Below are 23,494 nucleotides of genomic sequence, written 5' to 3' on the forward strand. Positions count from 1 at the left end.
GCGCCCACCGGGGTATCTCCCGGCGAGCGCCTTCGTGTCGTGCTGCGGACCTATCCGTCGTCAGGCTCGCGCCCCCGGAGTGTCGGCGGCCTCCGCGGCGGGCTTAGGTGCTGGCGGCATGGGCGGCTTCGGGGCGGTCTTCGGCAGCCAGCGCATGGCCACGGCTGCGGATAGCAGGGCCACGCCGGCAGCCACGAGCATGGTGACCTGCATGCCCGACAGGTAGGTGTCGACAGCTTTGTCGATCAGTGCGGGAGCCTGATCTCCAAGCTTCGCGGCGTCGATCGCCCGCAGCGTGCCGCCGATCGACCCGGCCGCCTCCTCGCGAAGGGCTTCCGGAAGCACGTTCACCGAGTCCTCCATCCCCGAGCGATACACCACACCGAGGATGCTGCCGATGACCGCGACGCCCAAGGCTCCGGCGACCTGGCGCATCGTCTGCGACACCGCCTGCCCAGCGCCCGCCTTAACCGGGGGCACCACGGACATCAGCGAGGCGGTGGCCGGCGCCATAATGCAACCCCAGCCCAGACCGAAGATCAGCTGCGCCACGACCAGCAGCCAGGTCGGCGTGTCCGCGGTCAGCTGGCTCGTGATCAGGAAGGAGAGCGCCATGACGACCGACCCCGCAGCCACCACCGCACGCGGACCGAACCGCATCACGAGCTTGGGGCAGCGAGCCGACATCACCATGGAGCCCACACCCATGGGAAGCATCAACAGGCCGGCCTCCATCGGGGAGAAGCCGAGCACAGCCTGATAGTAGAACTGCGTGATGAAGATGGCTCCGATGAGGGCGAAGAAGCAGAGCGCGATGGCGCCCGAGCCGGCCGAGAACCGGGAGTTACGCAGCAGGCTGACGTCCAGGGACGGCGCCGCCATCCGCGCCTCGACCACGACGAGCAACGCGACCAACACCACGCCGCCGACGATGGCGCCGAGCGTCTCCGCGCTCAGCCACTCGTTGTCCTCGCCGCCCGTCACGATGCCGTAAACCAACAGACCGACCGCGACCACGGAGAGCAGCACGCCGACGGGGTCGAACTTGGCGGGGGCGGGGTTCTTGGACTCGGGGACGAGCCACACCATGAGGGCAAGGCCTACGACGATCAATGGGGCGTTGATGAGGAAGATCGACCCCCACCAGAACTGTTCGAGCAGGACACCGCCGAGGACCGGCCCCACGGCGAAGGCCACTCCGGCAGCCGACGCCCAGGCCGCGATGGCCTTCGGGCGCTCCATGGGCGGAAAGACGTTCATGATGATCGCCAGTGTGACGGTCGGCACGACAGCGGCTCCTACACCCATGACGCTGCGCCACACGATGAGTTCCGTGATGCTGTCGGCGTACGCACCCAGCACCGAGCTGATGCCGAACACCGTCAGTCCGAAGATGAGGGTCTTCTTCCGGCCGAAACGGTCCGCGCAAACGCCGCCGGTGAACAGGAAGGCCGCGAAGGTGATCAAGTAGGAGTCGAGGGACCACTGGAGCTCGGCGTTGGTCGCATCAAGGCTCTGCTGAATCGGATTGAGCGCCACGTTGATGATCGTGAGGTCCATGACCACGATCAGTACGGTGATGGCGAGCAGAGCCAGGATCGCCCGGCGGCGCCCGCTGCTGACTTCGGGGTTCATAACTGTCCTTGGTGGAGTTGCGGTTGATGTGTGACGTCTCCGGCTGCGCGCTCACGCCGGGGCAGCGGGACAAGGCTCGGAGCGGCGAACAGCCCGACCAGATCCATCGGGGGTTGGCCTGGTCGGGCTGTTCAGGGCAGGAATGTCACTCCGCCCAGGGAAGGGGGATCTTGTTGTCACTGCCCGGCATCATGGCCTTGCCCCCGACGACCATGGCGACCAGCGCCTCGGCGGGGCCGCCGACGGCCTTGAGCTGCCGCACCGCACCTGCGGAAAGGATGAGTGCCTGGCCGGCCTTGACCTGTTCGGTCTTGCCGTCCACCTCGACCTCGAACTCGCCTGACAGGGGCATCCACACCTGCTCGCGGTCGATGATGTGCACCGGGGTGGACGCATCCGCGCTGAGCTCCACACGCCAGGTGCTGACCTCGGCGCTGCCCTGGCTGGGACCTGCCAGGCCGAACATCGAGCCGGCGGGCGTGGTGGTCGTCCGCTGCTCGCTCTCGCTGACCACGTACATGGATCCTCCTGTGTAAAGCGTCTTTACTTGCAAGCGAGTAAAGCTACTTTATAGGTGTGTGTCAAGATGAACCGATGGAGACCCACGACCCGCTCGAGCGCACCGAGCTCACTTTCCTGCTCGGGATGGCCTTCCAACTGGTCCTCTCCGAGTTCGTGAGCCGCCTGGACGCCGCCGGCTACGCCGAACTCCGCCCTATGCACGGCCTGGTCTTCCAGGTGCTCCACGGCGCAGGCGCTACGAGCAGCGAACTCGCCGAGCAACTAGGGGTCACCAAGCAGGCCGCTGGCCAGATCATCGACGACCTGGAGAAACGGGGATACGTCGAGCGCCAGCCGCACCCCGCCGGCGGTCGGCGCAAGCTGGTCGTATTGACGGCGAAGGCGCTGGAACACCTAGCCGTAGCCGGAAGGATCCTGCACGAGCTGGAAGCACAGCTGACCAAGCAACTCCATGAGGTCGGTCTGCAGGTTCCACGAGCTGAGCTCGCGGCCATCATCCGCACCTTGACCGGCGACTCGATCCCGCCGTTGCGTCCCGTCTGGTGACGACGAGCAACGCACACCATGAGATCGCCCTGAGCGCCGCCCCAGCCACAGCGATGAACACGCCTACGCCGATCTGGCTGCGATCCTCGACGAGCTGTGCGCTCTCGTCGCGGCCTGGCGTGTGAACCCAATGCTGTTATGGTCCCGCCGGCCTCCTCTGTCCCGGCTGCCTCTCGGGGCCGGCGGCACTGGACACCGGCACCTTGCGTCCTCCTCTGGGTCGCCCGAAAAACGCGACGTCCAGTCTCGTCCTGGGCTCACCCCAGCCGCATCCGCTGTCGTGGAGCACGCCGCACCCTCCTCAGGACAGCAAGGACGACTCCCAGAACTTGCCCGCAGCCCGCGCTCATCCTTCGTACCGGGACAGGACGGCCGGACGCTTGCCGTCGGCCGATTCATCACTCGCACCGGACCACTCCGCCTCTGGATATCTCATCCCAGGGGGTTGCTGCATAAGTAGCATGGTGGGGCGGGCGCGCATTGCAGGCGTGTCTCCGCCACACTTGTCGGGTGCCTGGAGGAAAGCGACGTGCGCAAAAGCCGAACGAATACGTGGTCGGCGCCACATGGCCGCACGCCATGATGCGGCCCCACCGCGGCGCCCTCGTCGCCCAGGCGATCGCCCGTCGGCTCGCCGAGGCCATGGCGGAACAGGGCATGAGCGCCAATGCCCTGGCGCGCGAGAGCGGAGTCAACCGTCAGGTGATTGCCAACGTTCTGAACGGCTCCGTCTGGCCCGACATGCTCACCGTGGTCGACCTGGAAGGCGCGCTGGGAGTGATGCTGTGGCCGCAGCACGTGGAGTGGAGCATCCCCGCTCCCGGGGAGGCTCCTGAGAGCGGCGTCACCGACCCACAGCAGGGAACCGTCCAGACGTAGACGGCAGCGAGCCCTCAACCGAGCCGCGGCTGCCCCGCACGGCATGGCACCCCCAGCCCTATGTTTGAGTCTTTCCCGGACAGACTCGCGCCTCCGCCCGGCGTCGGTTCAGGGCGCTGCCGCCGCGTTCCTCACGCCGCACCGCATAACACGCACCAGAGGCCCCGGCCGCGACACCCCACCAAGGGGCCGTCACGGCCGAGCCCTGCCCGCTCACTCTCCCGCTCGACCAGCACAGACGGCCTCGCCGCCCAAGCGTCACCTGCCACCACCAGCCCACCCGCTACACTGTCGGCGGTGGCGCAGCCGTCGTTGGCCGCGCTGCCACAGACCTGTCGGGATCCAACTGAATGAGGTTCGTCCAGCTTCGGGCGGATTTCAGACACGTTTTCCGACAGATCCCCGCCTTCGTAGCTCAGGGGATAGAGCACCGCTCTCCTAAAGCGGGTGTCGCAGGTTCGAATCCTGCCGGGGGCACAATAAAACTGCAGGTCAGCGCAGTGAAGGCCTTCCAGGGAACCTCTCTGGAAGGCCTTCAGGTGTGCAATGGGAACGCCCTGGGAACATTGAAATGCACATTATTCGCACTTCGGACATTCCTTAGCGATCTGACGGCCACCCACGTCTTGACCGCCAGGGCGCGGCCCGTTCTCGGGGAATCCGCCCCGGTTCGTCGAGGTACGACGGCGTGAGTGTCCTGACTCGGGATCAACACTTCCCCGATCCCGCCCCGAACGGGGCCGTAGCCATGGCGGAGAGTCGCCCCCCTGCACAGTGGCGGTACCGTGCCGGAATCTCACCGGGTTCCTCGTTCCGCCGTCGCTTGTCGGCCGGAAGCATCCCAGAAGAACGCGCGACCGCGCCGAGCCCTCGGCTGTGCGGTGAGACACGTGAAGGGATAGGGCGGGTCTACTCCACGACTCGGCCTGCGGTGCGCATCAGTTCACGGATCTTGCACCCGTAGGTCTCAGCGAGCCCCTCCCCGGCGTAGCACAGCACCTCGTCGCCGTCGTAGTCGCCTTCGCAGGCGTCCAGGCCGTCGAGTACGCCGAGGCCACGACCTCGGCCGCGTCGGGCATGCCCAGCGCCAGACGGCGACGGACATCGGCCTCGTACTGCTCGATGATCGGCTCGATCAGACGGCTCGCGGCCTTGTATACGTCGGTGTACCCGAATACGTCGGTGTACCCGAAGCCCGGGCGATAGCCGGTGCTCAGATGGTCGCTGTCCAGGGTGCGCAGGGCCTGCTCGACCTCGGCCGCCGTCCCCTCCTGCAGGGCGGTCAGTTCGGCGGGGGCACGCGGGGCGAGCAAGTGGACGGCCAACTGGTCTGCTTCTGCGCGTAGTTCGGGCCGAGCATCCAGCAGCCGGTCCAGCACCGCGGCCTTCTCCACGGCGGCGAGTGCGTCCAGGGCTTCGCCGGGGGCACAGGGGGTGTCGTCGACGGGTGCGGCGTGCCAGGGCAGGCGCCGTTCGACGGCGTGCAGGGCGAGTGCCACGGCATGCCGGCACGCTCGCTGCGGAGACGGCAACACCTCCGCGAGCATGAGGTACCGCAGTGGGCAAACGCAACCAGGAACGACGGCGTGCGAAGAAGAAGCAGCGCGATACGCGGCAACGTGCCCGGGCGGCGTAGGAACGTGCCTTCGACGCCGCGTCCGGGTTCGGCGGCTGTGACTGCGGCGATCCCTTTCTGCGGGGTGGGCGGCGGGGGACCGGGGCACATCACCTGTCCGCCGTGAGCTGACTGCAAGGAACGGCTGCGACGTTCGCGACCAGCGAGACAGCGATGCCGGTTCGAACGCTGGCGGGTTGGCACTTCAAAGATGCAAGGCGGCCTCCACGGTGATCCGCGATCGCGGTGACCACCGCCCACCACCCGCGCCCACCCTGCCCCGATCCTTGCCTCGCCACCATCCGGGGCCAACGCCGGGCACGGACGCACGAATGAAGGCGCTCTTGAATAAGCCCAGATATAATAAGCGCACCTATCCATGTAGAGGTGTGCCGTGGACAAACCTGCCGAGATGTTCGACCGCGACTTCGAGTGGGCCGAGCTGACCCGCTTCGCCGCCCTGCCCGGCCCGCGCGCCACCCTCGGCGTGGTCTCCGGCCGCCGCCGCCAGGGCAAGACCTTCCTCCTGGACGCCGTCACACGGGCAAGCGGCGGCTTCATGTTCACCGCCACCGAGACCACCGAAACCGACGCCCTGCGCCAGTTCGGCGAAGCCCTCGCCCGCCACCGCGACCAGCCCACCCCGTTCCGCTTCACCCACTGGGACGAGGCCGTCACCGAGCTCATGCGCATCGCCGACAGGGGCGACCCCACCATCGCGGTCATCGACGAGTTCCCCTTCCTCGCCAAGGCCTCCCCCGCCCTCCCCTCAATCATCCAGCGCGCCCTCGACCCCGCCGCCCAGCACACCAACACCCCCGTACGGCTCCTGCTGTGCGGCTCCGCCCTGTCCTTCATGGGCGGACTCCTCGCCGGCAACGCCCCGCTGCGCGGCCGCGCCGGCCTGGAACTCGTCGTCCCCACCCTGGACTTCCGCCTCGCCGCCGAATTCTGGGAGATCACCGACCCGCGCACCGCACTGCTCACCCACGCCATCGTCGGCGGCACCCCCGCCTACCGCCGCGAGTTCACCCAGGGCGACGCCCCCGCCGGGCCCCACGACTTCGACGCCTGGGTCACCCGCGCCGTCCTCAATCCCGCCCGTCCGCTCTTCCGGGAGGCCCGCTACCTGCTCGCAGAGGAACCCGAACTCCACGACACCGCGCTCTACCACTCCGTCCTGGCCGCCATCGCCGCCGGAAACGCCGCACGCGGCGGCATCGCCGACTACCTCGGCCGCAAGTCCACCGACCTCGCCCACCCGCTCAGCGTCCTCCAGGACGTCGGCATGATCACCCACGAGGCCGACGCCTTCCGCCGCAACCGCTCCGCCTATCGCATCGCCGAACCTCTCATCGCCTTCTACCACGCGGTCATGCGCCCCGCCTGGGGCGATCTGGAACGCCCCGGACGCGCCCCCGCCGTCTGGCGCCGCGCCCAGTCCACCTTCCGCAGCAAGGTCGTCGGCCCGCACTTCGAACAGGTCTGCCGCGAATGGGCCCGCTGGCACGCGTCCCCCGCAACCCACGGCGGGCAGGTCACAAGAGTCGCCAGCGGCACCGTGAACGATCCTGCCGCGAAGACCAGCCACGAAGTCGACGTCGCGGTCCATGGCGAGACCGACAGCGGCCGCGAAACACTACTCGCCATCGGCGAAGCCAAATGGAACGACGTCATGGGAAAGGGCCACCTCGAACGTCTCCAGCACATCCGTGCTCTCCTCACCGCGCGCGGCACCGCCACCGACGTCACCCGGCTGCAGTGCTACAGCGGCACCGGCTTCACCGACGAACTGCGCCACCTCGCCGAGAACGACCCCGCCATCCAGCTGATCGATCCAGTTCGCCTCTACCACGGCGACTGACCCGGTCGCAGTCACCGCCCCTGTACCGGGAACATGACCTCCACCATTACCGGCGTCCCGGAGAGCCTCAGCTCACGCTCATTCCCAGTCTGCTGACCTGCGAAAACGGCCACGGGCTCAACCCCTGGGAGCTGCTCCTCGGCGGGCCGATGGTCAGTCGTCGGTGGTGTGGGTGACCGGCAGGCGTTGGGTGAAGGTCTTACCGCCGTCGCGGGATTCGTAGACGCCGTCCTGGGTTGCGATGAGGACTCGGTTGGTTGCAGTTCCTTCTGAGGGAAGGCGCTGAGCAGCAACGTTGCCCATCGACAAGCGGTCCGGCGTGGTCGAGGATCTGCTTGTGATTGATGACGATCTCATCCTGGCCGTGCGTGAGCAGGTGGCCGACCGAGAACTGCCGGATGCTGCCTCTGCGGACGATGTACGGGCGGTGGAGCAGGTGGTGGGGCACCCGATGCCCCTGCTACTGCGGCGGCTCTATCTCGAAGTGGCCAATGGTGGGTTCGGGCCGTGGGATGTGGTGTCGTTGACGGATACCGGCGACTGGTTCAGCGACTGCGCGGATATCTCGGAGGCATACCGCGACTTCGCCGAGCCCGAGAGCCCCCTTCCGTCAGGGATCGTTCCGCTCATGGACCGGGGCGGTGCGATGTGGGCACTGATCGACTTCAGGACGGCCGACGGGCAGATGTGGGACTGGGACCCCAACCTCTGCTGCACGGGGCATGCCCTGGCCCCGCTCGGGCAGTCGCTGGCCGAGTGGCTCAACGACTGGCTGAACGGCACCATGCCGGACGGGCCCTACCCGCGCCGCGAGCTGGCCGGCAAGGACTGCCCCGCGCGCTGACGAGGCACGCGCGGGTGCGGTCGTCTCTACCGTGACGGTGGAGGAGGCGACACCGATGGGCTCATTGTTCGAGGAGTTGGAGGCCCGGGAGGCGGCGGCCCGGGAGCGGGTGGATGACCTTGAGGACCAACTGGCCAAGGTGCCGGTCGGTTGGAGGAGGCCCGGGAGAATCTGGAGCGGTTGCGGATCGCCCGGGAGACGGTCTCTGAGGTGATGGCCGAGATGTCGGTGGGCGCATCTGCCACGTCGGATTCGGCGCCGGTGGACACCCTCGTGCGTGGCGACGAACTCCGGATGGTCGGCACGAGACCGACGACCAGGATCAAAGTCCGGAGCCCAGGGCGGTTTCCGCGTCCTGGCCGCCCCAGCTGTCGGGGGTGCGCCACAGGACGTGAACCCGGAAGGCGCCGTACAAGGTGTCGGCCGACCAGTCCTCGGCGGGCGGTTCGGAGAGCACCAGATAAAGGCGGTCGGCAGGAGCGGGCAGGGTGTGGTTGATCTCCAGCAGGCGGGTGGCTCCCGAGCGGAGGTCGGCGTAGGTGGAGCGGCCGGCACCGAGAACCTCGTAGAGGAAGTGGCCGTCTTCCGCTATCCGGCTGACATCGATGACTGGGGAGTCGGTCGGCTGCAGGTCCGCCCAGAGCAGGGCCGCCTTGAGAGCATGGCGCACCGCCTCGTGCTTTTTGCACGTGCGGTCGGCGGCCGCCGCGGTCTCCAGCGAGTGCAGAAGCCCCTTCGCGGGCTCTGGCGTGGCGGGCATGTCTTCGGCGGAGGTCACGGGCTCGGCTTCCTTCTGCTCGGACTGCTGTTCAGCGGAGGCGGGTGCATCGTCGGTTTCGGGTTCGCCCATGGCGGCCCGGCGGTGCTGGAGTGCCTCCCGGGCTTCGTGCAGGGCCTGGGCCCAGCCGGCGCGTGCCAGGTCCTCCTGGAGTCGGTTCACGTCCAGGTTGTTGTCCTTGAGCATGCGGTTGGTGTGCGCCGCGAGGTCGCGCAGGAGGCTGAGGCGGTGCTTGTCCGGGGATCCGAGCACACGACGCACAGCCACCCAATCCGCCTGGTCGCGGCGGAGGACGCGGTTGGCCATGCCCTTGAGCTCAGACAGACGATCACGGGCGTTCTCCGGAATGGTTCCGTCGCCGTTGGTCAGGTCGTCGAAAACGCCGAGCGCCGCCACGTAGCGTTCCGCCATTCTCGGCGAGATGGGCTGGCGACCACGCTGGTCCGCGGTGAGCAGGCAGTGGTTCGTCTCGTGGGCGAAAACCCAGCAGTCCAGTTCCTCGCCGGGACGCGGGGGCACCGAGCCGTGGCGGACGGTCAGGACCAAAGGGACATCAATCGCGGGAGACAGGGCCTTGACCCTGTACCGGCCGCCGGGTGCCCGGCCGATCACACGGGCTCGGATGCCCGTACCGATCTCGGGGACGTCACCGTCTGCCATCCCTGGTTCGCCTTCGGTGGGTGCTGGTTCGGTGCTGCCGCCGTCGGTGTTCGTGAGGGCCTCCGGGAGCGGGGAGGTGTGCAGGACGGTCAGGCTCTGGGTGCTGCGGGTGAGCGCGACGTACAGCTGGCGCAGGCCGGCCGGGCCGCGGTCGGCGATGGTGGCGGGTTCGACGACGAGGACGTGGTCGTACTCCATGCCCTTGGCCTGGGCGGCAGCCAGCACGGACACCGCCTCGCGTCCCTGCTCGGTGATGCCGTCGGCCAGGTCCAGGTGGCGGCTGATCTCGTCGAGCCAGCCGGAGTCGTCGGGGACGATGACCGCCACGGAGCGCAGGGTGTGTCCATCGCTGGTGCCGATGAGGCGGGTGGCTTGGGCCACGGTGTCGTCGAGGAGTTTCCACGGCTCGGTCGCGACCGTCCGTACGGCGTCTTCGCCCGCCGCGCGCACGGCCTGCGGGTACGGCAGTGTGGGGGCGACGGTACGGGCAAGGGGGGCGACGAACTCCATGATTTCGGCGGGCACGCGGTAGCTGGTGGTCAGCTCGGCTACGCGCCAGTCGCCGTGGTCGGACAGGAGGGTGCCGAGGCGGTCCCAGTCGGTGTGGGTGTGGGGGCCGGTGGCCTGGGCAAGGTCGCCGAGGATGGTCATGGAGCCGTGCGCCGCGGAGCGCCGGCGCAGGGAGCGGGCCTGCATGGGTGTCAGGTCCTGTGCCTCGTCGACGACGATGTGCCCGTACCGTTGCGGGGTCTCCCCGGTGATGAGATACCTCAGTTCTTCGAGGCAGACATGGTCGTCGAGCGTCCAGGGATCGGCGTTGGCCTTTTCAGCCCGAGGACGGTGCACGGCGGCCTGCTCCGCGGCATCGAGAATGCCCTCGGAGCAGGTACGCAGGAGATCTTCCGAGTCGTAGAGAGTGCGGAGGGCTTCCCTGGCGCCCGGTGACGGCCAGACACGTTCGATCAGGCGCTCGACTTGACGGTTGCGTTCCAGGTCGCGGCGGATCGAGTCGTCGCGGCTGCGGCGAGGGGCGACGGCAACGAGTTCCCGCAGCAGGCGGTCGACGAGCAGGCCGCGGAAGCGGTCGCGGCGCTCACGGTAGGAACCATCGCCTTGGCGCACGTCCTCGAGGAGGGCGAGCACCTCGGAGCGCAGGACACGCAGGGTCGTGCTGCCGACGGTGGCGGTGAGCTCCGGCTTGGCCCCGTCATAAGAGGGAGTGGTGGTGAACTCGTCGACGGCCTCGGGACGGCACTCGATCTCGACGCGCCGCCGCAGGACGGCCGCCATGCGCTCATCGGACTTCACCACCCGCGCCTGGGGGGTGTCGGTGCCGAGTATCTCGCCGTCCCACAGGCGGGTCACCTGCACGGCGTTGACGTTTCGGGTGCCGAGCGTGGGCAGCACCTGGCTCACGTAGTCCAGGAACCGCTGATGGGGGCCGACAACGAGGACATCCTGGGCCTTGAAATGCCCGTTGTTGACGAGCCAGGTCACGCGGTGCAGGCCGACCGCCGACTTGCCGGTACCCGGGCCGCCCTGCACGACGAGGATGTCGGAGGGCGAACCGGTGACCAGAGCCATCTGGTCACGGCGTATGGTCTCGACGATGTCCCGCATGGTGCCGCTGCGAGAGCGCTGAAGCTCGCGCAGGAGGAAGTCGTCAGGCTGCTGGGGCTTTTGACGATGGAGGCGGGCGACGTCGGCGGGGGTGAGGACGGGCGGCCGTGCCTTTTCCGGCTGCGGTACGTCGGTGGCGAAGTCTGCCGCCGCAGACTCCGGATCGGCGTCGTCCGCGGTCGGCCGCGGGGTGGGGACAGCGACGGAGATGTCGTCGGCATAGCCTTCGACGACGCGCTGCGTGCAGTGCAGCCGCCGCCGCAGGAGCACCTCCCCCGGAGCGTCCGGCAGCGCGTCGAGCCACTTCTTCGCGAGTGCGTTGGTCCACTCCACGACGACGGTATCGCGGGTGTGGACGTCGGAAACGGCACGTCGGCCGACGTACCAGGTATCGGGCTCACCACCGGGGCCGTCCTGCACGTCTACGCGGCTGATGACGAGCGATGCGTTGCCGAGACCTCCGTACGCCGCGGCTCGCTCCTCGGCCGCGAGACGGTTGGCGACGCTGTCCTTGCCGCTCGCGGAGGCCGAGGCGACCGACCCCCCGGTCAGTTCGGCCAGCCGCGCGGCGTAGCAGGCGTAGGCGCGGTCCACCGCCTTCTGCTCGATGGCGATGATCTCGTCGCGCGTGGTGGTGCCCATGTGTATCCCCTCCCTTGCAGTGCCCCGAAGGGTGCTGCGCCGGGCATGTGCCCGTACACCGGTGAAAGAACTATCAGCCGACTGGTGACAAGTCGTCAGAAGGACAGCGACGGAGTCGGTCAGGGTCAGGCGGCGGCCACGCCGGGGTGCTGGTCGGAGCGCAGAGAGCGCAGGATCCGTGCCTCTTCCTTGCGGGCGGCGGAGGCAGAGACGCGGCCGGTGGCGCGCCGGACGGCGAGGCCGGCGAGGGCGTCGGCGGTTTCGTTGAGGTCATGTCCGATGTGGCCCTTGAGCCAGCGGACCTGGACGTGGTCGCGATGGGGCAACAGGCGGTCCAGGAGTTCCCTGCCCTCGGGGAAGAGGACGGTGCGGTGGGCAGCTGCCGGATCGGCGCTCGTCAAGGCCAGGTTCACTGCCTCGACGGCCTCGATGCTGTCGCACAGGACGACTACGGGGGCTTCCGGGTGGCGGCCAAGGAGGCTGAGGGCGGCCCGGCAGATACCGATGATCTCGGCCTCGCCGCTGCACGAGGCCATGGAGTCGCCGTATCCGGTTGTTCCGTCCTCGGTGGCCCAGCCGTAGCCGCACAGTGCGGATTCGTCGCCGACCGCGGCATCGGCGACGGCCACTGCGGCGCGGCTGGGGAAGTCGTCGAGGATGGCGTAACGCTCCTTGTAGCCGGGGGCGAAACCCTCCGAACCGCCGCCGTCGCCGTCCTGCGACGTGTCGGCGGATGCGTTCTCGGTGAGGAGGGCGGCGAGGGTGCGGTGGCACCGCGGGCAGCCGTCGGCCCGTGCGTCGCAGTCTGCCTGGTGCTCGGTGGCCAGCCGACAGGCCCGCTGCCACAACCGGGGCTCGCCGGCGGCGAAGCGGATGAGAGCTGCGGCGCGGCACTGCGCGATGAGCTCCGCGAAGGGCCCAGCGGCCGCACGGTCCCGGATCCGGTCATGAAGATCGGCGATCCGATGTTTCGCCTCGCGGGCGCGGGCCGCGAGGATCGCAGCGTCCTGGTAGGCGTCGTCGAGCGCGTCAAGCTGCGCACGGCGGGCGGTGAGAGGACGGGCGAGCACCTGGCGTTCGGCCTGGGCGATGGCGTAGCGGCCCCAGGCCAGCGCGGTACGGGCATGCCGGCCCCACCGTGCGACCACCGCGTCGTGCGCAAGGTGCGGATTCTCCCCCTCCCGGGCGTCGCGCAGGAGAGCCTGGACGAAGGCGTCGTCGTGGCACTCCAGCAGTTCGCGGACTGGTACCGGCAGTTCGGCGTCTGCCGAGCCCTGTTCCCGAGCCCACAGGGCGAGATCGTTGTCCGGCGCCCGCACATCGGCGGCCGTCGATCCGCGGTCAAGGAGCTCCTCCCGCAGGGCCCGGCCGTACGCTTCCGGGTCCGCGGCTCGCGCCACGCGCAGCTCCAGCGGCTCCAGCGGGGGTCTACGACGATCGGCGATGCGGCGCGCACGCTGCTCCTTGCACACGGCATCCGCCTCGGACCGTGCCCGGCGCACCCTGCGTGCGTGCTCGCGCAGGTGTCGCAGTCGGCGGGGTGCCGGCAGTCCTGAGAGCTCGGTGCGCCTGATGTCCCCACGGGCGAGGACATCGGCGTGGGCCAGAGCGATGGCGATGGGCCCGACGAGCGAAGGGTGGGCCAGGGCCGCGGCGGTCTCCGGGGAAGCCATGCCGTTCATGCGTGTGAGGACGGCGTCCTGCAGCGCGGTGAAGTCTTCGGTGAAGTGGTGGACCAGCTCGGTGTGCGTGGCGATCGTCACGGTGACCTTCCAAGTCACGAGCGGGGTAACTGGCATGGATAGTCGGGGTGTTGTGCCCAGCCGGAACGACCCTCCGTATGGCCTTCTGTCGTCATTGCCGCCTTTGGCGGGCCGCCGGCCGTGCTGGGATCTCCCGGGCAGATGTTGGTCGGCGGCGGTGCTGGGAGCTGTGAACTGCCGGGTTCGACAGACAGGTTCGGAACGGCGCGGGCTCCGGCTACGACATCAGTAATTGCCGTTGCTCAGGATGTCGCCGTCAGCGTTGTAGACGGTGACAAGGCCGTTCTTGCTGGCCTTTCCCCGGCTGGACTGGAAGTCGGCGAAGGCCGAGGCGAGCAGCTTGGCGTTGCCGGTGTCCGGGCTGGCCAGGCCCCCGGTGTAGTCCGTGTAGATGTCAGCCGTGTCCAGGATGTCGTTGTTCTCGTCGGCACCCTGGACCTTGGTGACGTGCGCTGCGGCCTCCCGCGTCTTCGCGGACTCGTGCTTCTTCACGTACGCCTTGAAGGCGTCGACGGTGGACTGCTGGGGCGCGGCGGTCTTGGAGGGGCCGGTGGCCTTGGAGGAACCGGTGGCCTTGGGGGAGCCGGCAGACGCGGCGGAGGACGCGGCGCTGGACGAGGAGTCGCCCGAGCCGGACCCCACCGCGGCCGCGATACCACCGATGATGAGCGCGGCAGCCAGGATGCCACCGCAACCGAGGCAGCCCAGCTTGGCCTTGGACCGCTTCTTCTGCGGCAAGGGAGGCTGCGGATAGCCGGGCTGCTGCGGGAATCCGGGGTGCTGCGGGAAGCCGGGCTGCTGCGGGAAGCCCGGCTGCTGCGGGAAGCCGGGCTGCTGCGGGAAGCCCGGCTGCTGCGGGGGCTGGGTGGTCATTTGGGTTCCTCCCTGTTGCGAGTGCGATGTGCGGTGAGTGGCGACAGCGATGCGGAATGGACGCGAGGGCGGGTGCGGCCCTGACCTGACGTTGCGATGGACGGGATCGGCAGGGATCTGGAGAGACCGGATGTGTGGCGCGGGCGCCGCAGAGCGCCCCAGGCCGCCGCTTCCACTCGGAAGCGGAACTAGATAAGCACAACACTGAAAGCGTCGTCAAACAGATTGGCGGACTTGACGACCGCTGTAACGTGTTAACCGTCCACTGTCCGACTCTGGCCCGAGAGGTGCGGAACCCCACGCCATGCCCCAGCAGCCACCAGCCCAACTGGCACCCTCCGCGCACGTGACAGCCGCCGAGATCTCCCGCATCGCAGGGGTCACGCGCGCGACGGTCAGCAACTGGCGCCGCCGCCACGACGACTTCCCGGCCCCCAGCGCAGGCACGGAGGCCAGCCCGCTCTACGACCTGCCGGCCGTCCAGGCATGGCTGCGGGGACGCGGGCACACCTCCGCCGCCTCGCCGACCGAGGAGCTGCGTACGGCGCTACGGCTGTTGGGACCCGGCTCGGGAGTGGCCGCGCGACTGTTCCCGCTGGTGGCTGCCGCGTCCCGCCGCACGCCGGAGGAGCTGGCCGAGCTCGCCGCCGTGCCCGACGACCAGCTGATCGCCCGAGCGGAGAAGACCGCGGGCGAGCTCCCGGCTGCCGTGCCCGAGGCCGAGCCGGTCCGCTACGGTCCGGACGACGCAGGCGCGGTCCGCGCGCTGCTGGGTTGCGTCCGCGAGGCGGGGGCACAGGCCGCCGTCGACGTCCTCGCCGAACGCGAACTGGACGAGGGCGCCGCCAGCGGCGTTTACCAGACCCCGGAGGGCCTGGCCCTGCTCATGGCACGGCTCCTGCCCGCCGGCACGTCCCGCGTCCTCGACCCTGCCTGCGGCAGCGGCACGCTCCTCGCCGCCGCCGCCCGGCAGGGCGCACAGGAGCTGTTCGGGCAGGACTCGCTCCCCGTCCAGGGCCGGCGCACCGCGGTCCGGCTGCTGCTCGCCGCGCCCAAGGCCGAGACGGCGATCCGCGTCGGCGACAGCCTGCGCGCCGACGCCTTCCCCGACCTCACCGTGGACGCCGTCCTGTGCAACCCGCCGTTCGCCGACCGCGATTGGGGTCACGACGAGCTGGCCTACGACCCGAGGTGGGCCTACGGTCTCCCACCGCGCTTCGAATCCGAACTGGCCTGGGTGCAGCACGCCCTCGCGCACCTGGAGCCCGGCGGCCACGCGGTCATGCTGCTGCCGCCCGCGCTCGCCTTCCGCGCCTCCGGTCGCCGCGTCCGCGCGGAACTCATCCGCAGCGGGGCCCTGCGCGCCGTCGTCTCACTCCCGGCGCGTGCCGCGTATCCGCTCCACATCGGCCTGCAGATCTGGGTGTTCCAACGCCCCGAGCCGGGCGGCACGGACCGTACGACGGTGCTGTTCGTCGACGGGGAGGGCGAGCAGCGGGGCGGCGCCACGGGCACGCCGTCCGCCACCGATACGGCCACGGCCGGCGCCGGCGCCCGCGGCGGCTCACGCCCCCGCCGATCCGGCTCTTCCTCTTCCGCCGCCTCCTCTGCCTCTTCCGCCTCCGCCGCCTCCTTCGACTGGGCGGGGCTGACCGAGCGGGTCCTCGGCCAGTGGGCCGCGTTCACCACCGCCCCCGACACCTACGCCGACGAGCCCGGCGTCGCCCGCGCGGTGCCGCTCGTCGACCTCCTCGACGACGTCGTCGACGTCACCCCGGCCCGCCATGTGCGGGCGACCGCGGCCGACATCGACCCGGCCGTCCTGGCCCGGCGCGTCCACGACCTGCACGAGCAACTGGCCGAGCAGGTCGCCGCCTTGGCAGCCGCCTCCGCGTCCGGCGGGTGGCAGCCGTCCGGGGCCTCGGCCCGCGAGTGGCGTACGGCGACCGTCTCCGACCTGGCACGCGGCGGGGCCCTGACCGTGCTGCGGGCAGCGACGCCCGGCACGCGAGGTTCCAAGGGGGGCGCCGCCCCCACCGTGGACCGGCCGGTCATCACCGCCCAGGACATCTCGGCCGCAAACCCCCCGTCCAGCGGGCCCGTTGACATCCACGCGGACGCCACGCAGCCCGTCGCCGCCGGGGACGTCCTCGTACGCGCCGTCGCGGGCGGCGGCGACGCGGCCGCGATGACCCGGGTCGCGGACGACCAGGACGCCGGAGCTCTGCTCGGTCCGCACATCCACCTCCTACGCCCTGACCCGGCCCGCCTCGACCCGTGGTTCCTGGCCGGGTTCCTCGGCGCCGAGGACAACATCGCTTCCGCCTCCACCGGCAGCACCCTCGTGCACGTCACACCGGGCCGCCTGCGCGTACCGCTGCTGCCCCTGGAGGAACAGCGGCGCTACGGGGAGGCGTTCCGCGGCGTCTACGAGCTGCGCGCGGCCGTCCGCCGAACCGCCGACCTCGCCGCCGACACCGCGGCGACCCTGGCCACCGGCCTCACCGCCGGCGTACTCCTGCCACCGGACACCCCGGACAGCCAATCCGCCTGAAACGCCCCACACGTCCCACCGCACACGACCACACTGGATCCCTGCCGTCCCACGCCCGGACGGCGCTCTTCGAAAGGAAGCCGGGACCTCTTGAACAGCAGCAAGCACACGGAGCTGGCGAACCACGCCTGGTCCGTCGCCGATCTCCTGCGCGGCGACTACAAGCAGTCCGACTACGGCAAGGTCATCCTGCCGTTCACCGTGCTGCGCCGCCTGGAGTGCGTCCTGGAACCGACGCGCGACAAGGTCGTCGAGACCGTCGCCAAGTTCGCGGGCCAGGAGATCGACACCGACCACTTTCTGCGCAAGGCCTCGGGCAACTCCTTCTACAACAAGAGCGACCTCACGCTGCGGAAGATCGCCGCCGACCCGCAGAACGCGGCGAAGAACCTGCAGATCTACGTCGGCGCCTTCTCCGACAACGCCCGCGAGGTCCTCGACAAGTACGAGTTCAACCAGCAGGTCAGGAAGCTCGACGGCGCGAACCTGCTCTACCGGGTCATCGGCAGGTTCACCGACCTCGACCTGCACCCCGATGTCGTGCCCAACCACAACATGGGCTACATCTTCGAGGAGTTGATCCGCCGCTTCGCCGAGCAGTCGAACGAGACCGCGGGTGAGCACTTCACCCCGCGCGAGGTCATCAAGCTGATGGTCAACCTGCTGGTGGCGCCCGACGCGGACGCCCTCAGCCTGCCGGGTGTCGTCCGCACGGTCATGGACCCGGCCTGCGGCACGGGCGGCATGCTCAGCGCCGCCGACGACCGCATCAAGGCCCTCAACCCGGACGCGACGGTCGAGGTGTACGGGCAGGAGCTCAACCCCGAGTCCTGGGCCATCTGCCGCTCCGACCTCATGATCAAGGGCCAGGACCCGGAGAACATCCGCTTCGGCAACTCCTTCTCCGACGACGGCCACGCCCGCCGCAAGTTCGACTACCTCCTCGCCAACCCGCCGTTCGGCGTGGAGTGGAAGAAGGTCAAGGAGGAGGTCGAGTACGAGCACAAGTCGCTCGGCGACGCCGGCCGCTTCGGCGCTGGCCTGCCGCGCATCAACGACGGCTCGCTGCTCTTCCTCCAGCACATGATCTCGAAGATGAAGCCGGTGGACGTGAACGGCGGGGGCGGCTCCCGCATCGCCATCGTCTTCAACGGCTCTCCGCTGTTCAGCGGCGCGGCGGGGTCCGGTGAGTCGGAGATCCGACGTTGGATCCTCGAGAACGACTGGCTGGAGGCGATCGTCGCCCTCCCCGACCAGCTCTTCTACAACACCGGCATCTCGACGTACTTCTGGATCCTCACCAACCGCAAGGACGCCGACCACAAGGGCAAGGTCGTCCTGCTCGACGCGCGCGACCAGTGGCAGAAGATGCGCAAGTCGCTGGGCGACAAGCGCAAGGAGCTGGGCGACGGGACTAACGGCCGCCCCGACCACATCGGCGCCATCACCCGGCTGTACGCGGAGGCGCTGCAGGTTGCGGGCGACCCGGAGCACGCTCTGCACGGCAAGGTCAAGGTCTTCTGGAACGAGGACTTCGGCTACCAGCGCATCACAGTTGAACGCCCGCTGAAGCTGCGCTTCGAGGTCACGGAGGAGACGTTGGCGGCGCTGGCGGAGGCCAAGCCGGTGGCGAGGCTGGAGCGGAGTGAGGAGTTCGTCGCGGCGGTGCGTACGTTGCTCGGCTCGTCCTGGACGACGAAGTCCGAGGCGTTCATCGCGCTCAAGGACGCGGTGGTCGCGGCCGGCCTGACGTGGCCGTCGGGAGCGCCGTTCGCGAAGGCGGTACGGGAGGCGGTCGGGGTACGGGACCCCGAGGGCGAGGTACAGAAGGTCAAGGGCGCCCCGGAACCGGATACGGACCTGCGGGACTACGAGAACGTTCCGCTCGGCGAGGACGTCGAGGAGTACCTCAAGCGCGAGGTTCTGCCGCACGTGCCGGACGCGTGGATCGACCGCACGAAGACGAAGATCGGCTACGAGATCCCGTTCACGAGGCATTTCTACGTGTACAAGCCGCCGAGGCCGCTGGCGGAGATCGACGCGGAATTGAAGTCACTGGAGGCGGAGATTCAGGCGCTGTTGGGTGAGGTGACGGAATGACCGCGATCCCGTGGCTTGGCCCTGTCCGCTATCCCATCGGTGCAGCTAGATACGCCTTCGACATCACGCTCGGTAAGATGTTCCAGGCATCGCCGTCCAGATCATCCGACGTCGAAGTTCCATACTTTAAATCGGTGTCCGTTCAGTGGAATGGAATCCAGGCCAATCAAGAAATTCGCATGTGGGCAGCCCCATCCGAGTTTCGCGAATTGGCCGTTCGCACTGGCGACCTCCTAATCTGTGAAGGCGGGGACGTCGGGCGTGCCGCCATCTACGATGGACCTGACGGCTTCATCTTCGAAAAGTCCGTACACCGAGCGCGGCCAGTCAACGGATCCGACACGCGCTACCTCTGGTACGTCTTGCGCGCTTTGCACGGTAGCGAATGGCTTGACGTCTTGTGCAATAAGGCTACGATCCGGCATCTAACAGGCGAGAAGCTTGGCGCATTGGAGATTCCGATGCCCCCTCAGGAGGAGCAGCGCCGCATCGCCGACTTCCTCGGCGCCGAGACCGCCCGCATCGACGCACTGTTGGCAAAGCGCAGTCAGCAGCGTGACCTTCTAAAGGAACGCCACCTGGCGGCACTGGCCGACTGTGTCTCCTCACACCAGGTGGGATCATATATGCATCCTCTGGCAGGGGCCGTTTCAAATCAGTGGCAGATTATGCAACTTCGCCGTGTATTGCCTGCGGTCAACGTCGGCGTCGTGATCAACCCCTCGACCTACTTCACCGACGACGGGGTTCCGTTCATTCACGGTTTCAATGTCCGATCGGGGTGGATCGATAAAAACGGCATGAAGTTCATGTCTAAGGTCAGCAACGAAAAGCTGAGCCGATCTCGTCTGTATGCGGGCGATGTATTGGTTGTACGAGCTGGCGCCCCTGGCCGTTCGGCCGTCGTGACAGACGAATTCGAAGGAGCTAACTGTGCATCGGTCCTAATTCTCCGTAAAGGACAGAGAGTACTCCCCGAGTTCCTGTCCGCCTTCATTAATTCACCGGCAGGGCGAGGCCAGGTTAAGATCTCGCAATACGGAGCAGCACAGGAAGTGATCAGTGCAGCTCAGACACTCTCTTTCGAGATCCCGGTTCCCGATATGCCGGAACAAAGACGGCGAGTCTCTAAAATGAATCGAGTGGTCGAATCTCTCAACCTCTTGAGTCAGAAGATCAACGACCAAGTCGCCTTGCTCACCGAACGCCGCCAGACTCTCATCACCGCCGCCGTAACCGGCCAGTTCGACGTATCCACTGCCAGCGGACGCAACGTAACGGACGGAGTCACCGCGTAGCCATGAGCCCCATCCACACGGAGTCCGCCTTCGGTGACGCCATCGTCGCCGCCATGGTCGAACGCGGTTGGCGCGAAGCTCGCCCGCAGGACTACCGGGCCGACCTCGGCCTGGACACCAACGAGTTGTTCACCTTCATAGGGGCGACCCAGCCCGACGAGTGGAATGAACTCCTCACCGTCTACGGCGGCGACCCGAACGAGGCGCAGCGCGGGTTCGCCGGCCGCCTCGACCAGGCCATCGCCACCAACGGGCTCCTCGATGTCCTCCGCAACGGCGTCAAGGACCGAGGCGTCCTCCTCCGCGTCGCCTACTTCAAGCCGAACCTCGTCGCCCACGAATCCGTGCTCGACGGATACCGGGCCAACCGCCTCACCGTCGTCCGCGAACTCGAGTACGCGACGAAGCAGGCGGACTGGGGCAACCGGCTCGACCTCGCCCTCTTCCTCAACGGAATCCCGGTCGCCACGGCCGAGTTGAAGAACCCGCTGACCAAGCAAGGGGTGGAGCAGGCCAAGGAGCAGTACCGCACAGACCGCGACCCCACCGAGCTGATCTTCACTCGCCGGGTCGTCGCGAACTTCGCCGTCGACCCGGACCTGGTCTTCGTCGCCACCCAGCTCAAGGGAAAGAACACCCGCTTTCTCCCCTTCAACACCGGCTCCAACGGCCCCGGTCAGCCGGGCGGCGCTGGCAACCCTGCCCCCACCGCCTTCGGCACGTACGCGACCTCCTACCTCTGGGAGCAGGTCTGGCAGCCGGACAACTGGCTGGACCTGCTCCAGCGGTTCGTGCACCTGCACAAGAGCAAGACGCCCGGCGGCGGCACGACGAGGACGATGGTCTTCCCGCGGTTCCAGCAGTGGGACGCGGTCAAGAAGCTCACCGCGCACGCCGCAACGCACGGCGCCGGCCACGACTACCTGGTCATGGCCTCGGCCGGCTCGGGCAAGTCGAACACCATCGGCTGGCTCGCGCACCGCCTCAGCGACCTGCACACCCCCACCGACCCCCGCGAACTCGACGCCGAGGCCGTGGCCAAGGGCCTCAAGCCCGGCGTGCCCGTCTTCGACAAGGTCATCGTCATCACCGACCGCCGCAACCTGGACGCCCAACTCCGGGAAACTGTCGGCAGTTTCGAGCAGACGGCGGGCCTAGTCGTGAAGATCGACGAAAAGCACGGGGCGAAGGGCGAGCAGCTCGCCAAGGCCCTCTCCCGCGACACCGGGAAGATCGTCACCGTCACCCTGCACTCCTTCCCGGCACTGCTCGACTACCTCCAGCGCAACCCCACCGAGATCCAGGGCAGCCGCTTCGCGATCATCGTGGACGAGGCGCACTCCTCGCAGTCCGGCGACGCCGCCACCGCCGTACGGTCCGCCCTGCGCGACCTCGGCCTGGACTCCGACTCGGACGACACGGGCGCGACCACGGTCAAGGCCGAGGCCGTCAGCCTGGACGAGCAGCTCAAGAAGAGGGCCGAGCAGCGTTCCCGCGCCGCGAACCTCTCCTACTTCGCATTCACCGCGACGCCGAAGGCCAAGACCCTCGAACTCTTCGGCACGCTCCAGGACATCGACGGCAAGGCGACCTACCGGCCCTTCCACACGTACTCCATGCGGCAGGCGATCGAGGAGGGCTTCATCCTCGACCCGCTGCGCAACTACGTCACGTACAACACGTACTGGAAGCTGGTGAACCAGAACCCCGACGAGCGGGAGGTGGACCCGTCGAAGGCGAACGGCCTGCTCGCCCGGTACGCGCTGACCCATGACTCGACGGTCGCCCAGCACGCCCAGGTGATCGTGGAGCACTTCGTGGCGCACAGCCGGGGCCGTCTCGGCGGGCGGGCCAAGTCCATGGTGGTGACCGCCTCACGGCAGTCCGCCGTACAAATGGCGCGCGCGATCAAGAGCTACATCAAGGACCGGGACTACGACACCAAGTACCCCGACCTGGGTGTCCTCGTCGCGTTCTCCGGCTCGCTCACCGTCGACGGCGAGGAGACCACCGAGCCGAGGGAGAACGGCGGGCTGTCGGAGAGCGCGCTGCCGAAGGCGTTCGCGTACACGCGTGCCGACGACAAGGCCGCCCGAGCCGGCGGTGCGGGCCAGCGCGAGTACAGGATCCTGGTCGTGGCGGAGAAGTACCAGACCGGGTTCGACCAGCCGTTGCTGACGACGATGTACGTCAACAAGCCGCTGACCGGCATCTCCGCCGTCCAGACCCTGTCCCGGCTGAACCGGACCGCGGAGCGCAAGTCCCAGGCGGACCTGGCGGTACTGGACTTCGTCAACGACGCCAACGACATACAGGAGTCCTTCCGCCCGTACTTCGAGGAGGCGAACACCCTCCCCTCCGACCCCAACCTGCTCTACACCGCGCAGAGCCGGGTCATGCAGGCGGCGATCCTGTCCGGGCAGGAGATGGACGAGTTCGCCGCCGCGTACTTCGCCGCCAAGGAGAAGGCGGCAGGCTCACAGTCCAAGTGGGAGAAGCTGCACGCCGAGCTGTACCGGTTGCTCTCCCCCGCCGTCGCCCGCTTCACCGCTCTGCTCGAAAGCGACGACGAGGACGACCAGGAGACGGCGGAGGGCTTCCGCGCCGACCTCAACGACTACGTCAGGAAGTACGGCTTCCTCGCACAGATCGTCCCCTACCGGGACGCCGAGCTGGAGCGGCTGCACCTCTACGGCCGCTACCTCCTCAACCGGCTGCCGCGCCGCGCGGACGGCGGCGTGGACATAGGCGAGATCGACCTCAGCCATATGCGGGTGGAGAAGACCGGTGAGTACGACGTCTCCCTCACCGCCGAGGGGCCGACGACGATGCAGGGCTTCGGCGACGGCTCGGGCGGTGCGAAGGAGGCGGAGAAGTCGCTGCTCTCCCAGCTGATCGACAAGTTCAACGAACGCTTCGGCACCGAGTTCACCGAGCAGGACGTCATCCGGCCCTTCGAGGAGGCCAAGGCCGACCCCAAGGTGCGGGCGGCGGCCGTCGTCAACGACGAGGACAACTTCGGCCTCGTCTTCGACAACGTCTTCGCGGACAAGATGGCCGACCACATCGACACCATCGCGGGCATGGGCCGCCAGTACTTCGGCCCCGACAAGGGCTTCAAGTCCAGCCTGGACCGCAGCGCCCGCAAGGCGGCCTGGCGGATGATCCGCCGCGAGGAGGGCCTGGACGACGACCTCTGATTCGGACGCCCCCGCTGGATATGCCGGCCGGGGCGCCCTTTGGAGGAAGACCTCGGCCCCTGCCCGGCGGTCGCCGTGCGCACCCCAACTACCCCTCAACT

14 protein-coding genes, 1 tRNA gene and 1 riboswitch are annotated in these 23,494 nt (G+C 68.5%); of the genes, 9 read left to right on the plus strand and 6 right to left on the minus strand.

Features of this window, described 5'->3' with window-relative positions:
* Window positions 1-60: 60 nt before the first annotated feature.
* Window positions 61-1,635, minus strand: a complete 1,575-nt coding sequence (locus tag CLM62_RS01445) for an MFS transporter (protein WP_095748056.1) — start codon at window positions 1,633-1,635, stop codon at window positions 61-63.
* A gap of 145 nt (window positions 1,636-1,780) precedes the next feature.
* The gene (locus CLM62_RS01450; RefSeq protein ID WP_095748057.1) at window positions 1,781-2,155 is read right to left on the minus strand and encodes a cupin domain-containing protein; all 375 of its coding nucleotides are present in this window, start codon (window positions 2,153-2,155) and stop codon (window positions 1,781-1,783) included.
* Between the two features lie 74 nt (window positions 2,156-2,229).
* On the opposite strand from CLM62_RS01450, the gene CLM62_RS01455 reads away from it, so the two are divergent.
* The 3 genes from CLM62_RS01455 to CLM62_RS01465 all read left to right on the plus strand — a co-directional run bounded on the left by CLM62_RS01455 (window position 2,230) and on the right by CLM62_RS01465 (window position 4,059).
* Window positions 2,230-2,703 (plus strand): MarR family winged helix-turn-helix transcriptional regulator, encoded by a 474-nt coding sequence (locus tag CLM62_RS01455; RefSeq protein ID WP_095748058.1) that lies wholly within the window; start codon window positions 2,230-2,232, stop codon window positions 2,701-2,703.
* Between the two features lie 510 nt (window positions 2,704-3,213).
* Complete coding sequence (locus CLM62_RS01460) at window positions 3,214-3,582, plus strand: helix-turn-helix transcriptional regulator (RefSeq protein ID WP_257003602.1); 369 nt, start codon at window positions 3,214-3,216, stop codon at window positions 3,580-3,582.
* 404 nt (window positions 3,583-3,986) lie between these two features.
* A tRNA-Arg gene (locus tag CLM62_RS01465) sits at window positions 3,987-4,059 on the plus strand.
* A gap of 197 nt (window positions 4,060-4,256) precedes the next feature.
* Window positions 4,257-4,432, minus strand: a riboswitch (cobalamin riboswitch).
* 88 nt (window positions 4,433-4,520) lie between these two features.
* On the opposite strand, the gene CLM62_RS49650 is transcribed toward CLM62_RS01465, so the two are convergent.
* The gene (locus tag CLM62_RS49650; protein WP_095748059.1) at window positions 4,521-5,081 is read right to left on the minus strand and encodes a hypothetical protein; all 561 of its coding nucleotides are present in this window, start codon (window positions 5,079-5,081) and stop codon (window positions 4,521-4,523) included.
* A 528-nt stretch (window positions 5,082-5,609) separates the two neighbouring features.
* Between CLM62_RS49650 and CLM62_RS01475 the strand changes: the two genes are divergently transcribed.
* Entirely contained in the window at window positions 5,610-7,061 is a 1,452-nt protein-coding gene (locus tag CLM62_RS01475) for an ATP-binding protein (protein WP_218835534.1), read from the plus strand.
* A gap of 295 nt (window positions 7,062-7,356) precedes the next feature.
* Complete coding sequence (locus CLM62_RS01480) at window positions 7,357-7,905, plus strand: SMI1/KNR4 family protein (protein ID WP_095748061.1); 549 nt, start codon at window positions 7,357-7,359, stop codon at window positions 7,903-7,905.
* Window positions 7,906-8,227: 322 nt separating this feature from the next.
* Here CLM62_RS01480 and CLM62_RS01485 read toward each other — a convergent pair whose 3' ends face one another.
* The 3 genes from CLM62_RS01485 to CLM62_RS01495 all read right to left on the minus strand — a co-directional run bounded on the left by CLM62_RS01485 (window position 8,228) and on the right by CLM62_RS01495 (window position 14,241).
* Complete coding sequence (locus CLM62_RS01485) at window positions 8,228-11,605, minus strand: AAA family ATPase (protein WP_179381891.1); 3,378 nt, start codon at window positions 11,603-11,605, stop codon at window positions 8,228-8,230.
* A gap of 125 nt (window positions 11,606-11,730) precedes the next feature.
* Entirely contained in the window at window positions 11,731-13,368 is a 1,638-nt protein-coding gene (locus CLM62_RS49185; RefSeq protein ID WP_095748063.1) for a hypothetical protein, read from the minus strand.
* A gap of 225 nt (window positions 13,369-13,593) precedes the next feature.
* On the minus strand, window positions 13,594-14,241 hold the full coding sequence (locus CLM62_RS01495; protein WP_257003603.1) for a hypothetical protein: 648 nt from the start codon (window positions 14,239-14,241) through the stop codon (window positions 13,594-13,596).
* Window positions 14,242-14,587: 346 nt separating this feature from the next.
* On the opposite strand from CLM62_RS01495, the gene CLM62_RS01505 reads away from it, so the two are divergent.
* The 4 genes from CLM62_RS01505 to CLM62_RS01520 all read left to right on the plus strand — a co-directional run bounded on the left by CLM62_RS01505 (window position 14,588) and on the right by CLM62_RS01520 (window position 23,393).
* Window positions 14,588-16,795 carry an N-6 DNA methylase gene (locus CLM62_RS01505; RefSeq protein ID WP_095748079.1) on the plus strand — a complete coding sequence of 736 codons (2,208 nt, stop codon included), beginning with the start codon at window positions 14,588-14,590 and terminating at the stop codon, window positions 16,793-16,795.
* Window positions 16,796-16,885: 90 nt separating this feature from the next.
* A complete protein-coding gene (locus CLM62_RS01510) occupies window positions 16,886-18,895 on the plus strand; it encodes a class I SAM-dependent DNA methyltransferase (RefSeq protein WP_095748064.1) in 2,010 nt (669 codons plus the stop codon).
* Window positions 18,892-20,193 (plus strand): restriction endonuclease subunit S, encoded by a 1,302-nt coding sequence (locus CLM62_RS01515; RefSeq protein ID WP_095748065.1) that lies wholly within the window; start codon window positions 18,892-18,894, stop codon window positions 20,191-20,193. Before CLM62_RS01510 ends, CLM62_RS01515 begins: the two co-directional genes overlap by 4 nt.
* A 2-nt stretch (window positions 20,194-20,195) precedes the next feature.
* Window positions 20,196-23,393, plus strand: a complete 3,198-nt coding sequence (locus CLM62_RS01520) for a type I restriction endonuclease subunit R (RefSeq protein ID WP_095748066.1) — start codon at window positions 20,196-20,198, stop codon at window positions 23,391-23,393.
* Window positions 23,394-23,494 lie beyond the last annotated feature (101 nt).

The organism is Streptomyces sp. SA15 (genome assembly GCF_002291145.1).
Classification (GTDB): domain Bacteria; phylum Actinomycetota; class Actinomycetes; order Streptomycetales; family Streptomycetaceae; genus Streptomyces.

Coding starts and splice junctions, on each gene's coding strand:
- CLM62_RS01520 (WP_095748066.1), top strand. CDS start 20,196: ATGAGCCCCATCCACACGGAGTCCGCCTTCGGTGACGCCATCGTCGCC.
- CLM62_RS01445 (WP_095748056.1), bottom strand. CDS start 1,635: ATGAACCCCGAAGTCAGCAGCGGGCGCCGCCGGGCGATCCTGGCTCTG.
- CLM62_RS01455 (WP_095748058.1), top strand. CDS start 2,230: ATGGAGACCCACGACCCGCTCGAGCGCACCGAGCTCACTTTCCTGCTC.
- CLM62_RS01495 (WP_257003603.1), bottom strand. CDS start 14,241: ATGACCACCCAGCCCCCGCAGCAGCCGGGCTTCCCGCAGCAGCCCGGC.
- CLM62_RS01515 (WP_095748065.1), top strand. CDS start 18,892: ATGACCGCGATCCCGTGGCTTGGCCCTGTCCGCTATCCCATCGGTGCA.
- CLM62_RS01485 (WP_179381891.1), bottom strand. CDS start 11,605: ATGGGCACCACCACGCGCGACGAGATCATCGCCATCGAGCAGAAGGCG.
- CLM62_RS01450 (WP_095748057.1), bottom strand. CDS start 2,155: ATGTACGTGGTCAGCGAGAGCGAGCAGCGGACGACCACCACGCCCGCC.
- CLM62_RS01475 (WP_218835534.1), top strand. CDS start 5,610: ATGTTCGACCGCGACTTCGAGTGGGCCGAGCTGACCCGCTTCGCCGCC.